General features: G+C 58.0%; 11 protein-coding genes. 6 read left to right on the top strand and 5 right to left on the bottom strand.

The genetic code is table 11. The features are described 5' to 3' along the window. The first annotated feature begins 170 nt into the window (after positions 1-170). The 6 genes from L248_RS09525 to hflX all read left to right on the top strand — a co-directional run bounded on the left by L248_RS09525 (position 171) and on the right by hflX (position 6,947). Positions 171-1,175: an aldo/keto reductase gene (locus L248_RS09525; RefSeq protein ID WP_022529993.1), complete on the top strand. Its 1,005-nt coding sequence runs from the start codon at positions 171-173 to the stop codon at positions 1,173-1,175. A gap of 26 nt (positions 1,176-1,201) precedes the next feature. Continuing rightward, on the top strand, positions 1,202-3,385 hold the full coding sequence (locus tag L248_RS09520) for a phosphoketolase family protein (RefSeq protein WP_022529992.1): 2,184 nt from the start codon (positions 1,202-1,204) through the stop codon (positions 3,383-3,385). 35 nt (positions 3,386-3,420) lie between these two features. Beyond that, complete coding sequence (locus L248_RS09515) at positions 3,421-4,326, top strand: proline-specific peptidase family protein (protein WP_022529991.1); 906 nt, start codon at positions 3,421-3,423, stop codon at positions 4,324-4,326. Positions 4,327-4,350: 24 nt separating this feature from the next. Then, a complete protein-coding gene (locus L248_RS09510; RefSeq protein ID WP_022529990.1) occupies positions 4,351-5,016 on the top strand; it encodes a histidine phosphatase family protein in 666 nt (221 codons plus the stop codon). Positions 5,017-5,223: 207 nt separating this feature from the next. After that, positions 5,224-5,487, top strand: a complete 264-nt coding sequence (locus L248_RS09505) for a hypothetical protein (RefSeq protein ID WP_022529989.1) — start codon at positions 5,224-5,226, stop codon at positions 5,485-5,487. Between the two features lie 155 nt (positions 5,488-5,642). Beyond that, positions 5,643-6,947: a GTPase HflX gene (gene hflX / locus L248_RS09500; RefSeq protein WP_022529988.1), complete on the top strand. Its 1,305-nt coding sequence runs from the start codon at positions 5,643-5,645 to the stop codon at positions 6,945-6,947. Positions 6,948-7,073: 126 nt separating this feature from the next. Here the strand turns inward: hflX and L248_RS09495 are convergent, their stop codons facing one another. The 5 genes from L248_RS09495 to L248_RS09475 form a co-directional block, all read right to left on the bottom strand. Continuing rightward, on the bottom strand, positions 7,074-11,207 hold the full coding sequence (locus L248_RS09495) for an SdrD B-like domain-containing protein (RefSeq protein ID WP_081701283.1): 4,134 nt from the start codon (positions 11,205-11,207) through the stop codon (positions 7,074-7,076). Between the two features lie 273 nt (positions 11,208-11,480). Further along, positions 11,481-12,137 (bottom strand): amino acid ABC transporter permease, encoded by a 657-nt coding sequence (locus L248_RS09490; protein WP_022529986.1) that lies wholly within the window; start codon positions 12,135-12,137, stop codon positions 11,481-11,483. Between the two features lie 2 nt (positions 12,138-12,139). Beyond that, on the bottom strand, positions 12,140-12,802 hold the full coding sequence (locus L248_RS09485; RefSeq protein WP_022529985.1) for an amino acid ABC transporter permease: 663 nt from the start codon (positions 12,800-12,802) through the stop codon (positions 12,140-12,142). Beyond that, positions 12,802-13,626 (bottom strand): transporter substrate-binding domain-containing protein, encoded by an 825-nt coding sequence (locus L248_RS09480; protein WP_022529984.1) that lies wholly within the window; start codon positions 13,624-13,626, stop codon positions 12,802-12,804. The genes L248_RS09485 and L248_RS09480 overlap by 1 nt, the downstream gene beginning before the upstream one ends. Before the next feature lie 17 nt (positions 13,627-13,643). Then, the coding region (locus L248_RS09475) for an amino acid ABC transporter ATP-binding protein (RefSeq protein WP_281169987.1) at positions 13,644-14,380 on the bottom strand (737 nt) is incomplete at its 5' end.

Raw genomic sequence — 14,380 nt, 5'->3', positions numbered from 1 at the left:
GTGCCCATGGCGTTCCACGCCCAGCCAGCCGGAGGGCCCAAATCGCCGGGTCTCGCGTCAGAATCTCCCCAGCCTCACATTACCCAGAGATTGCCAACCCCTTCACCTTGCGCCGGTTTTCCTTTACCAATAGAATAAAGAGGACTCAATTACTTAGGAGGTTTTCGTTTATGAATGATGTTTACCGCGCTGATGACGCCCGCTATGATGGCCGCACGGCGGTTCGCCGGGCTGGGCATACCGGCTTGCAGCTGCCGGCCGTGTCGCTGGGATTGTGGCGCCACTACAGCAGTATCGATCCCGTCGCTGACCGCCAGGCCGTGATCTTGAAGGCGTTTGACGAAGGCGTCTTCTCCTTTGACCTTTCTAACAACTACGGCAAACCCGAAGTGGGCAGTGCTGAGCGGCTGTTCGGCGATATCTACCGGCGCAACCTGAAGCCTTACCGCCACGAGCTGGTCATTACCACCAAGGTCGGCTTCCATTATGGTGTCGGCCCTTACGGCGAGTTCGGCGGGCGCAAGGCAATCATGGACAGCATCGACAACAGTCTGGAACGGATGGGCTTGGATTATGTTGACATCTATTACAGCCACCGCCCGGATACTGAAATCAGCTTCGAGGAGGACGCCCGCGCCTTGGATGCCGTGGTCAACGCCGGCAAGGCCCGCTACATCGGTATTTCTAACTACACCGCCGCCCAGACCAAGGAGATGGTCGGCTGGTTCAAGAAGCTGGGCACGCCCTTCGTCGTCAACCAGGTATCGTATAACATGTTCAACCGCACTGCCGAGGAGGATGACTTGCCGGCAGTGATGAAGAGTCTGGATGCCGGACTGGTCGCCTATGGTCCGCTGTCCGAGGGGCTCCTTTCTGACCGATACTTGAACGGTATCCCTGAGGACTTCCCGATTCACTGGTCGAACACCGCCACCTTCGCCAAGGGCAAAGACCATGTAGTACAGCAGCTGAATGACCTGAACAAGATGGCCCAGAACCGCAACCAGACGCTGTCCGAACTGGCGCTGTCCTGGCTGCTGCGCGATCCGGTCGTGACCAGTGTGATCATCGGCACGACCAGCGTCGACCACTTGGAGAGCAATATCAAGGCCAGCAATCAGACCAGCTTCACCAGCGATGAACTGGCGGCCATCGACGCTATTCTGAAGCGTTAAGCGGGAAGAAAGGACAGGTGTAGGCCGTGGAGAAAGACGAATCAAGCGCCGCTGCGGCGCTGTTTTCTACCTTAAATTACCTCAGCGCGGCGATTCTCTACTTGAACGATGATATTCTGCTGGAACGTCCGCTGACGGCGGCGGACTTGAAGCAGCCGCCGTTGGGCCACTGGGGTACCGCGCCGGCCCAGAACTTGGTGTGGGCCGGGTTGGACCAGTTGTTCCGGGCGTATGACACGTCCGCGCTGGTCGTCCAGGGACCAGGCCACGGCGGCCAAGTGGCCTTGCTGAACAGCTTCTTGGAAGGCAGTTATACCCACGCTTACCCGGAAGTGCCCCAAACGAAGGCCGGCCTGACGACGCTGTTTCGCCGCTTTGCGACGCTGCACCACGCCACTCATCCTGGGCCGGACGTGCCGGGGACGATCCAGACCGGCGGCGAGTTAGGCTACACCCTGGCCCACGCTGCGGGGGCCGTCCTGGACGCGCCGGGCACCCGAGCGGTGGCGCTCATCGGCGATGGCGAGGCCGAGACCGGTCCCCTGGCGGCCAGTTGGCAGGTCAGCCGGCTATTGCGGCCAGGCCATGACGGCGCGGTCTTCCCCATCATCCTACGCAACGGCTTCGCCATGGACTCGCCCACGGTTCTCAGCCAAATGGCCCCGGAGGCGATCAACGCTTACTTCGATGCCCAAGGCTGGGCGCCGCTGTGGGTTGCCTTGACCCCCGGCGAGGACATTCACCACGCCCTGTATCTGGCGTTGGCCCGGGCGTGGGACATGATGACGGCTTGGCAGAAAGGGCAGGACCAGCACCTGCCGGTCTTGATCTTGACCACACCCAAGGGCTGGACGGGCCCGGAGGCTGGCGAAGCGGCCAGTCACCAGCTCCCCGTGACCATCGACCCCGCGGACCCGGAAGCGGGCCTGGCGGCCTTGACCCGCTGGCTGCAGCCGCAACGCCCCCAGCACTTGTTTGCGGCGGACGGGACGCTCGGTGATGCCTTTCTCAGCCTCTTACCGCCGAAAGCGCGGCGCATCACCAATTATCCAGCGGCCCATCATCACTTCCATCGCTGGCGGCTGCCGGAATTGGCCGACCGGCCAGTACCCAAGCGGGGTGCCACGAAGACGAGTCCGACAGCGGTCTTGGGCACTTACTTGGACAGCTTGGCCCCGGAACACCGGCTGCATCTGTTCAGCCCCGACGAGTTAGGCTCGGTCCATCTCGCCGATCTTCATCAGCCGACCACGGCCAATGTGGTGTCGGAACACTTGGATGAGGGCTTGCTCGAAGGCTATACCCTCACCGGCCGGCAGGGGCTGTTCACCAGTTACGAGGCCTTCCTGCCCATCGTGGGCAGTATGGTCGCGCAGCACGGCAAATGGCTCCAGGAGGCCCAGCGTTTCCAGTGGCGGGACACGGAACCCAGTCTGAACCTGATGGCCACCGGCGACGTATGGGAACAGGGGCACAACGGCTATTCCCACCAGAACCCGCTGATGCAAGATATCGTCGCGTCCCTGCCGGCCAGCACGGCTCAGATCTACCTGCCGGCTGATACCAATATGCTGCTGGCCAGCGCCCACCGGGCATTGCGCGGCCAGCACACCGTCAATCTGCTCGTGGCCAGCAAGTCGCCCCAGCCGGACTGGTTCCGCACGGATGAGGCGGCCCACCTGGTGAAGGCGGGCATCGACACGGTCCGCTGGGCGTCGACCCATCCGGACGAGACCCCGGACGTCGTGCTGCTGGCCGGCGGCATGGTGCCGTTCGGTGAAACGTTGGGGGCCGTGCGGCTGCTGGCTGCTGCGGATCCCGCATTAGCGATTCGCGTCGTCTACCTGGCCCGGCCGCTGGTCCTGCGCAGCAGTGAAGCCGATCCCAACGGACTGGCCCAAAGCACATTCGACCAGCTCTTTCCCGCCGGGGTACCGGTGGTCGCCGCTTATGCGGGTTACCCGGCACTTTTGGCCAGCCTGTTGTACACCCGGGGCCACGCGGCCTTTGACCTGCATGGGTTCAACAACCAGGGCGGCGTCACCACCCCCGCCGGCCTGGCAGCGCTCAACGGCATCGACCAGGACAGCTTGGCCGCGGCGGCGTACCGGACCTTGGGCCGACCGGTCCCGGCGGCGTGGACGGCGGCCTATCGCCGGCACTTTTCTCCCGAATGGCCCTTGTCCCCGTTGCCCAAACAAGTAGAATGAAGACATACCATAGCATCAAGAAAGGTGAGATACGTATGAAACAAGGCACGACGATTCTGACCCTCGATAACGGCTACCATCTCTGGACCAACACCCAGGGGCAAGGCCCCATCCATCTCCTCTGCCTTCATGGCGGCCCTGGCGGCACCCACGAATACTGGGAGAACTTCGGCGAAGAGCTGAGCGACATCGGGGTGCAGGTGACGATGTACGACCAGCTCGGTTCTTTCTACTCCGACCAGCCGGATTATTCCGACCCGGCCATTGCGGAGAAATATCTGACCTACGATTATTATCTGGACGAAGTCGAAGAAGTGCGCCAGAAACTAGGGTTGGATCATTTCTACCTGATCGGCCAATCCTGGGGCGGGGCCTTGACCATGATGTATGCCTTGAAGTACGGCCAGCATCTGAAGGGGGCCATCATTTCTTCCATGATCGATAACATCGATGAGTACCTCACCCACTTGAAGCAGATTCGCGCTGCAGCGCTGCCTCAGGAGGATGTGGCGTTCATGGAGCAGTGCGAGGCCAACGGCGACTGGCACAACAAGCGGTACCAGGACTGCGTCGAGGTCTTGAACCGGGAATACGTTGACCGCCGCTACCCGTCTCCCATCCAGCACCTGATTCCGACCATGGCCACGGATGTCTACGGCGCCTTCCAAGGCGACAACGAATTCGTCGTCACCGGCAAGCTGAAGGACTTCGACCTGCGCGGGCAGCTGAAGAATATTAAGGTGCCCACCCTGCTGACGTTCGGCGAACACGAGACCATGCCCCTGAGCTCTGCTCGGCGCATGGCGGCGGACATCCCCCACGCCCGCCTGGAGACGACCCCCAGTGCCGGCCACCATCACATGATGGATAACCCGCCGGTCTACTTCAGCCACTTGAAGAAATTCATTCTGGATGTGGAGAACGGCCGTTTCCCGGACTAACCCGCCATTTTTTGGAGGAAAAACATGAAAACAGTCAATGTCTACCTGATCCGGCACGGTCAGACGTATTTCAACAAGTACAACAAGATGCAGGGCTGGAGCGATTCGCCGCTGACGCCGGAGGGGATCGCCGGCGCCCATACCGTCGGCGAACGGCTCAGCCACATGACGTTCACCCACGCCTACTCCAGCGATACCACCCGGGCCCAGCACACGATGGAGATCATCCTCAGCCACAACCTGAACACCACCGTGCCCTACAAGACCACGCCCCTGTTCCGGGAGCAGTTCTACGGCTACTTCGAGGGCGCCGATTCCGCCCAGACCTGGTACGCCATCAGCATGCCCCACGGCGAGCGCAATCTCCACGACCTGCTCACCCGCTACAGTCTGGATCAGAGCAAGGACTTCATGCACGCGACCGATCCGTTCCACGACGCAGAGAATGCGGCCGCCTACTGGACCCGGCTGATGAAGGGCTTCAAGATGCTGCGGGAAGAAAACCGCCACGGCGACAATGTGCTCTTGGTCTCCCATGGCACCACCATCCGCAGTATCGTGGACAAATTTGGCAAGGATCAATTCCCGGTGGAGCGGGGCCCGAAGAACGCCAGCATCACCAAACTGCAGCTGACCGACGAGGGCATCACCGTCGTATACTACAACAATACCGAAGGCCTCTTGCAGTGATACCGAATCTTAACAATTTGTCACAAAGCGCGTCACGCCGTATCTTGGAGGGCTAGGTAAAATCCAGTAAAAGTCGGGTAAAGATTCGTAGTTGCATTTATAACCCCATGTGCTATAATTCCTCTTGAAGTTTGTAAGGGGTGGACAAAATCCCCCAACAGTCAAGACGTAAGAATAGCACTACACAAAGACTAGGAGAGTTATACGATGTCTACTTTGGAAAATGACTTTTTAAATTATGTACTGGATCGGACCCAAGCCCGCGCGCACGATAAGATGAGCCGGTTGATCAAGGATCACTTTGCGGCTGAACATGCTGGTCACGTGACCGAAGGCGACGTCATTGAGTATCTGACGTCCATGTTCGCCATGGTGAAGCCTGAAGCGGTTGGCGACGTTAACGACGTCATGGATGCCAACGGTAATATCATCCCCGAGAACCACTATATGATGGTTCCCTTAGCGGCTTAATCTTTTCTTCTGCATCACCGCGAGACCTGGGTCCAGACGCGTATTTGCGCTCGGCCCAGGTCTCTTTTTGTCTCACAGACAGGGCCGGTGCCGGCGTGCGCCTCATCACTATGCTATGCTGAAGAAGCAAGCACCGTTAAGAAAGCAGGTATTCAATGCAAGACACAACGATTCAACCCATTCCCACCATCATCGCCGGCCTCGACCGGAACCAGGATGATTTTGATTACACCATGACCGAGTTGGGCGAACTGGTCCAGGCGGCCGGCATGACCGTCGCGGCCAGCGTCACCCAGCGGGCCGACCACGCCGACCCCGCCACCTACTTTGGCAAGGGCAAGGTGGAAGAAATGGCCGCCCAAGCCCGCGCCGCCGACGTGCCGCTGATTGTCGTCAACAGCGACTTGACCCCCAGCCAGACCCGCAACTTGGAGAAAATCACCAAGCTGTCCGTAATGGACCGCACGGAATTGATTCTCCGCATCTTTTCTTCCCGCGCCCGGACGCGGGAAGCGAAGCTGCAAGTCGCCATCGCCCAGGAAGAGTATGCCCTGCCCCGGGTCCATCCGTCCGCTAACCCCTTGGATCAGCAAGGCGGCGGCCGGGGAGCCAGCGGCGGCGGAGCCACCGCCAACCGCGGGGCCGGCGAGACCCAGCTGGAACTGGACAAGCGGGTCATTCGCAAGCGCATCACGCATATGCGCGCTGAGCTGAAAGAAATTATGCGTGCGCAGGCGACCCGCCGGGACCGGCGGATCCACCAAGCCCTGCCCTCTGTCGCCCTGGTCGGTTACACCAACGCCGGCAAGTCCACGATGATGAACGGGATGCTAGCCCAGTACGGGGTCACCGACAAACAAGTCGAGGTCAAGAACCAGCTCTTTGCCACGCTGGATACCAGCGTGCGCCAGCTGCAGCTGCCCAATCACCGCCACTTCCTGCTCAGCGACACGGTCGGCTTCGTCTCCCACCTGCCCCACCACTTGGTGGAGTCCTTCAAGGCTACGCTGGCTGAGGCCCGGGACGCTGATCTGCTCATCCAGGTGGTGGACTTCGCCGATCCTCATTACCGCCAGATGATGGCCACCACCGAAGAGACCCTCGCGGCCATCGGCGTTAAGGATGTGCCGATGCTGACGGTATACAACAAGGCCGACCTGCGGGCTGGCGTTAATTTCCCGGAGCGGGAAGGCATGACCATGACACTGTCCGCCCAGGATCCGGCGTCGATTACCCTGCTCGGCCAGACGCTGGACGAGCTGCTCTACAAGGACTATGTGCGCACCAGCCTCTTGGTGCCGTTCACCCAGGGGGAGATCGTCAACTACCTGCGCGACAACGCGGAAGTCGTCAGCGAGCATTACACCGACGACGGTACTGCCATCACGGCAGTATTGAGCCCCATCGACCGCGGCCGGTTCGCCCGCTTCCAGCAGGCGCAGGTGCCGAGTACGAAGTGAGAAAAGAGAGGGGCCTTCGCTGGCCCGGGTAAAGGCAATTTGTGACAATAACTATTAGACGAACACAAAGCACCCCCGTCGGACAATCCCGGCGGGGGTGCTTTGTGTTGCTTTCACTTTTCTTACTTACAGGCCCAAGTTCAAGGTGTACGTCACTGTCGCTTGGTATTGGCCTGGACCGACCGTGGTGCCGGTCTGACCGGCGGGCACAGTGAGTTTGATGTTGCTGAAGCGCAAGTTCATGGGCGACTGGGTGGTACCGCTGTGGCTGAAGATGGTGGTCGGCGTGCCGGCGGTCGTGATGGCAGCGCCTGGTACGGTGAACGCCGTGTCGCTGGGATCGGCGAAGGCGATGCTGGATCCTTGCAGCCCCGTGGTGCTGGCCTGCTTGAAGTCGCTGAGGGCAGCGGTGACGTTGAAGTCGTCGCTCAAGGCAGCCGCCAGGTCGGTGATGGTGAACTGGTTGTCCGCCGCGGTCTCACCAGCGGCGGTATCGGCGACATTGTCGTAGATTTGGGTATCCTTCGGTACGCTGTGCTGCCCAAAGTAAAGGTCAGGCACGTGGCTGAAGGCCAAGGCATTGATGGTCGTGATGAAACCGGCATTGACGTTGCTGATGACGGCACCGGTGGTCCCGGTCATATCGGCAATCGCCGGCAAGGTGTACGTATCGGCGCTGAGGTAGTCCTTAGTGCCGGTGGCGCTGTCGGTGGCCTCTTGACTGGTATCCAGAATGGACGAGTTGGCCAAGTCAGTGGGATCGGCCTTCAGCTTGGTGGCCTTGAGTCCCTTACCGGTCATATCGGCTTCAGAGAAACCGACCCGGTATGTACCAGCATCGAGATGGGTCAACGTGTAATTACCATTAGCATCGGTGGTCACATGCGTCAAGTCTTGGTCGTTGATGTCCTTGGTCACCAACGTCGCCGTGCTGCCCGTGATCTTCCACAGATGGACGTGCCAGCCCGCAATGCCCTCCTCGGCCACGCCTTTGTTGAAGCGCATGCCGTCACCGTTGCCGTCATGCCAGACGTTCCCGGTGATGGTCCGGTTGACGACATTGACCGTGGCCGTATTCGTGATGGCTTGGGTCTTGGCGTCTGGTGTGCGGTGATAAGAAACCGTGTTGGCGTATACATCCCCGGACAGATTGCCACTTGCTGCTGTCGCTGTGGGCATCGGCTTGTACTTCATGGTAAAGACGTTGCTAGCGCCCACTGGCAAATCGTCTTGGTGGAAAATGAAGGCGGTGATGGGCTTGTTCTCGTCGTAATTAGACGTCAGGTCTGTTCCCGGTGTGTATTGGTACCATTTCTTTGCGGGGTCAGTAATACCGGCTATCGCGGCGTAAGCCGTGTCGGCATTATTGGTGCCGCTGCCGTCCGGGGCAAAGGCCGGATCGTAAGTATAACAGATGGTACTGCCCGCCAACTCAGGTTGAATGTCTTCCAAGGCATACCCGCCGCTGAACTTCGATGCCGTGTCACCGGCCCCTTTCTGACCGTTCGCCGGCAACCGGTCCAAAATGTTGACCGTGTAGGCACTGCTGTAGTCGTTGCGCATGCGGACGCGGAAGTAAAACTCACTGTTCCGCTCCACGATGGCTGTGTTGCCGTAGGTCTTACCGGCCCCATCCGCGCTCTGCTTATCGCCGACGATAGCGGTATCCTTCAATGCCGTGAAGCTGGCCGACTTCGTGCGAGTCGCAATGACACTGGAGTCGTCGGGAGAACTGATGACGGCGGTGACGTTCAATTTCTTCGTCACATCGGCCCCAAAGTCGATGCCAATCTGGTCGAAGGTGGTCGAAAAAGTGAGCGCTGGCTGGACGCCGCCCGTGGGGTGATCGAGAGATAAAGTCATGGTGGTCGTGTGGTCGGTATTCTGCTGCAAGTGCGGCGTGATGGGCGTTCCGCCCTGGGTCAGGCTGCCGCCGACATAGTTGACACCGGCCGGCAAGGTCACCTTAAGCGTCACGGTACTGGTCGTGATGTCCTTTTCAGCCGCCTCAATATCCGGAGTAATCGTGAACTTGGCGGTGTCGCTCATATGGTATTGCGTGGCATCGCTGGTCACCGCGTCCAACCGGGTCAGATAGGGTTCGACCAGCAAAGTGGCCAGGCTATAGTCGCCGTTATCCGCATCGGTAATCTGGGTACCGATTTTATTTTTATAGCCTTTGGTGGTCCCAGGGACAAACCCGCTGGTCTGATCCGTTGCGGATGGTGCCCGATTATAGACCGAAGGGATGTAATTGTAAGAACCCCAAGGGAACCAGTAAGTTGACGAAGGGTCCGTGCGGGCACCGTAATAGGAGACGGCCCGTGCAATCGTAATGTAGGGATTGCCATTGGCCTCGGCGGTCCCCGGATGGGTTGTGGTCACGATCCGGCGGAAGTACCAATCGCATTGATTCGTGTCATAGGGCTGGTTGACCACATTTTTGATGGCACTGATCGCGCCGGCCGCTTCCGCTTTGGCCGCTGTATCGTACCAGGTAAATGAATTGTCATCGGCACTGTTCAGAGATGCCAGGTCGTATTTCCCCGTCTTACTGACCCCGTACCAGAATTGGGGTACGAACGGCTTGCCGTTAGCGTCATTACCCGGCATGTACGGTTGAAAGGTGTCATCGAACTTCGATTCGTCGGGATTCCAAATTTCGTAGGTATCCGCCCCGGTACCAATATTGATGGCATAGGCACCAAAATGCATGTCCGTGATGATTTTCTGACCACTGTAGGCGGCTGCATCATAGTTTTCCCAGTACGTCGCACCCAACAGGTTGTAATTATCATCCTTGAGAATGGTATTCATGGACTGGCTGCCGAAGACCGTTGTGGGATTATAGCTCCACGTCTCGGAGTCCCCGTACCCAGAATCATGAGCCATCGTGGAATCGGCGGGGAGAATCTTCAGAGCGTCTGCAGCGGCTTCGTCTTTCTGGGCGTTATCCGCATAGTTGACGCTGGCTGTGGACGCAATCCAGTTGAGCGTATCCTTCGCCGCTTTGTTGGCATCCGTATACTGGTCCGTGGGCAGGATCAGCGTCGCGCTGGCAGAAAGAAACAGTTTCGTTTGCTGGGCCCAAGGGTCGGTGATGGTGCTGCCGTTCCCATTATTGTTCGGCGTCACCCCGCCCGCTTGCCACCCGTTAAAACTGTAGCTGAGCTTGGTGGTATCCGCTGTGATGGTCCCGGTATTGATGACCGAGTTGATCACGTCTTGGCCGGCTTCAGCGAGGCCACCCCAGCCAAACGGAATCATTTGAATCCCTGGTGTTGTTTTGGCCCCAGGGTACAGCGAGGCAAACAACGGAATCGTGGTGTAAGAGGCGCGGGCCTGGGATATCTGGAATGTTTGAACCGGGTCATTGGCCAAACTGATGGCGTTGCCAGAAATATTGGCACTCTGGGCAAAATTGACCGTAATGGTCGAATCCGGGTCCGGATAAGCGGCCCCCACGAAATTGGTGCGCCCGCTCAGCGGCTTCAATCCAACACCAAAATTCAAAGCACCGACTTGGGCCTGCTTTTGGGCAGTCCCCGTGGCGCCTGTGTACGTATTGAAATCTTGGACGCCGTTGGTGCCGCTGTCGTCGACCACCACGACGCCCAAATTTACTTTAGAACTGACCTTGAAGCTGGTCTGGGTATCACTGGTGGCCGGAGTCGTGATATCTTGGCTGATATCCTCTGATGTCGTGGTCGTGCCACTGACCACTTTAGTCACATGAACGTGCAGGTGCGGCGTTAAAACGGTGCCGTTTTGGGCCCCATACACATTGATCGGCACGTTGACAACATCCACGGAATTCGTCGATGTGACGTGGAAAGTCTGTTCCGTAGAAAACGTCACCGTGTTATTCGTATAAGAGTATGCGCCGCCGACCGTGTCATCGAACCCTGCATTTTGAATCTGCTGGTTCACCATCCCGTTGTCTAACGTCCCGCTCAACGTAAACGTCACGTCGTAGGGCGCATTGGCAGTGGCAAACGTCAGGTTGGCCCGGGTAATAATTCTGTCCCAGCTGCGGACAATGCCGTTATTGGCCCCATCGTCATTCCCGGGATCATTGTTACTGTCGAAAGGACTGGCGGTGCCGTCCTGGGTGGGCCCGAAAGAGGTACTCTCCAAGATGCTAGCGGCCGCCTCTGTCTGCCCTTGGGGCGCCGCTGCCCAGCTGACCCCGCCTGCCGCTAGCAAAACGGCGATGGTGAACACAATGCGAAAAAGTGCGCGAATCCTTGAATGACGCATAAAACCATCCTTCCCAGAAAACACAAACTCGCCGGCTGCCCGGCGAGTCTAAAACATGTTGGTACCTGTTTTCAGTGTACCAAAAGTGGGAATTTTGACGCGTTCGTTTTTTCGAAGAGATCTAATGAAAACTTGCCACAGCTGCCTTTCGTTGTCTTCTGGTGGACAAATAGAAGAAAGTGTCTTGTCTGTCTTTCAGTCCCAATTTTTGGGCATAAGAATACCCCCGTATTCCGAGAATGGAAACCGGGGGTGCAAGAAGAAATTTTTCTTTTATGCCGCCAACCGCCGGTCCAAATACCGGGAAATCACCGACAAAGAGAAGCAGACGATGAAATACAAAACGGTCAAGGCGATGAAAATGGGCACCATGTAGTTGGTATTCTGACCGTAAATCACTTGGCCGTGGTACATCAATTCCGGCAGAACGATGATCGTCGCCAGGGAGGTGTCCTTGACCAGCGAGATCAGCTGGGACACGATGGCTGGGATCATCTTCTTGAACGCCTGGGGCAGGATGATGTGAAGCATCGCTTGGCCATACGAAAGACCGTTACTGCGGGCGGCTTCCATCTGGCCGGGATCAACGGCCTGGATGCCGCCGCGGATGATTTCTGCCAGCATCATCGATTCGAAGACGGTCATCGCCACCATCGCCGCGGGCAGCGCGTCCAGCCGGATGCCGATGTTCGGCAAGCCGAAGTAGGTGAAGAAAAGAATCAGCAGCAGCGGCAGGTTGCGGATGATGTCGATGATGAAACCGACGATCAGGGACAGGACCGGAATCTTCATGTAGCGCAGCAGGCCGAGAATCGACCCAAAGATGACACTGAAAACGATGGAGACTGCCGACAGGGACACGGTGACCCATAATCCCTGCAGCAAGTAACGAATGTTGATCCATTGATACGCACCAGCAAAATCACCCATGATCAGGCCTCCTCTCGCTTATTCGCCCCGGACCAGCGGCGGTCCAGGTAGGTCATGCCGTAACTTAGCGGCAGCGTGATGATCAGGTACAGCACCCCGATGATGGCGTACGTACTCATCGTTTCGAAGGTGCTGGACGCAATCAGGTTGCCTTGGTACATCAAATCGAAGCCGGCGACGAAGGCCAGAACCGATGAGTTCTTCACCAGGTTGATAAACTGGTTGCCCAGCGGCGGCACGGTGATCTTGATGGCCTGGGGCAAGACGATGTAGCGCATCGCTTGGACGTAGGTCATCCCGTTACTGCGTGCGGCTTCCATCTGGCCGGGGTCGACCGACTGGATGCCAGCCCGCACCGTCTCGGCGATGAAGGCCGAGGTATACAGGGTCAGGCCGATGGAACCGGCCGCGAAGCCGCTGAGGGGAATGCCCAACCGGGGGATCACGACGTAGAAGAACATCGTGATGACCAGCAGGGGGACATTTCTGAAAAACTCCACATAGATGCGGCCGATGATCCGGGCGATGCGGTTAGGATTGATCTGCAGCAAGGCAAACACCGTGCCGATGATCAAACTGAACAGCAGCGCCAAGAGGCTGGCGCCCAGCGTATAGCCCAAGCCTTCCATGAACATGGGCAGATTATTCGTGAAAATGGTCCACATTATTTCAACCCCCCGTCCGAGAAGCCGGCAATGTTGCCGAACCACTTGTCTTCAATCTGTTTGTACGTCCCGTCTTGACGCATGGAAGTCAAGGCCAGGTTAACGTCGTCAAGAAAGGCCTTCTGGCCCTTGTTCACGGCGATGGCGTATGGCTCCTTCGTGAAGGTGCCGCCGACGACCACATAATTCGGATTGTCAGCCGACATCCCGTAAAGGATCCCGTTATCGGTGGTCAGAGCGTCACCCTGGCCGGACTGCAGCGCCGTGAACGCTTGGGCATAATCACTCAGCTGCAAGACCTGGGCGTCCGGGGCGACTTTCTTAATGTTCTGGACGGAATTGGACCCTTGCACCCCGATAACCTTAGTCCCCTTCTTCAAGTCCTTGACACTCTTGATAGGACTGCCCTTCTTCACCAGCAGCGCTTGGCCGGCGTTGAAGTAGGTGTCAGAAAAGTCCACGACCTTGCGCCGGTCCGGCGTGTTGGTCATCGTGGCAATGATAGCGTCCACGTTCCCGTTCTTGAGCAGCGGGATCCGTGTCTGACTGGTCACCGGCACGAAGTTGATCTGCACGTTTTGACCGATAATCCGGTGGGAGACTTCCTTGGCAATGTCAATGTCGAAGCCCTTGATTTGGCCGTCACTAATGTCCATCAAGCCGAACAGGCGGGTATCGTTTTTGACCCCCCACGTAATCGAATTAGTTGCCTTTGCCCGGCTGAGAATATCCTCATCGGCCACGGACTTGGTCCCGCAGCTGCTTAATAGAACGGCGAACGCCAGCAACGGCAGGAGCCACAGCCATGATTTGAATTTGCGCATACGCGTGCCTCCGTTCGTTAGTGGTTAATGACTTTACTCAGAAATTCTTGCGCCCGGGGATCCTTGGGTTTTTCGAAGAAAGCGCGCACGTCCTTGGAATCTTCCAGGATGTGGCCCTGGTCCATGAACACGACCCGGTCGCCCACCTCCTCGGCGAACCCCATTTCGTGGGTGACGACGATCATCGTCATCCCCTGTTGGGCAATTTTTTTCATAACATTCAGCACGTCGCCAATCATTTCTGGATCCAGCGCACTGGTCGGCTCGTCAAAAAGAATGGTCTGGGGCTTCATCGCCAGGGACCGGGCAATGGCGATTCGCTGCTGCTGACCGCCGGAGAGCTGGTTGGGCATGCTCTTTGCCTTCTCGGTCAGGCCGACCAGGTCCAGCAGATTCATTGCTTCTTCCTCGGCCTGATCCCGGGGCTCCTTCAACACCAGCCGCGGTCCCAGGGTAATGTTGTCCAGGACGGACTTGTTGGCGTACAAATTAAAATGCTGGAAGACCATCCCGACATTCTTACGGGTCCGGTTCATATCGGTCTTCTTATCCGCCAGGTCAAAGTTATTGACAATGAGCTGACCGGAACTGATCCGTTCGAGGCCGTTGATCGTTCTGAGCAATGTGCTTTTACCAGAACCTGATGGCCCGATGATCGTGACCACTTCACCCTTTTCGACTGTGAGATTGATGTGGTAAAGGGCGTGAAACTTGCCATAGTACTTCTCAACGTCGTGGAATTCAATCATGGACA

It is taken from the genome of Schleiferilactobacillus shenzhenensis LY-73 (genome assembly GCF_000469325.1).
GTDB lineage: Bacteria > Bacillota > Bacilli > Lactobacillales > Lactobacillaceae > Schleiferilactobacillus > Schleiferilactobacillus shenzhenensis.
Note: the sequence above shows the minus strand (reverse complement) of the source record. Positions and strands in the feature narration are given on the sequence as shown.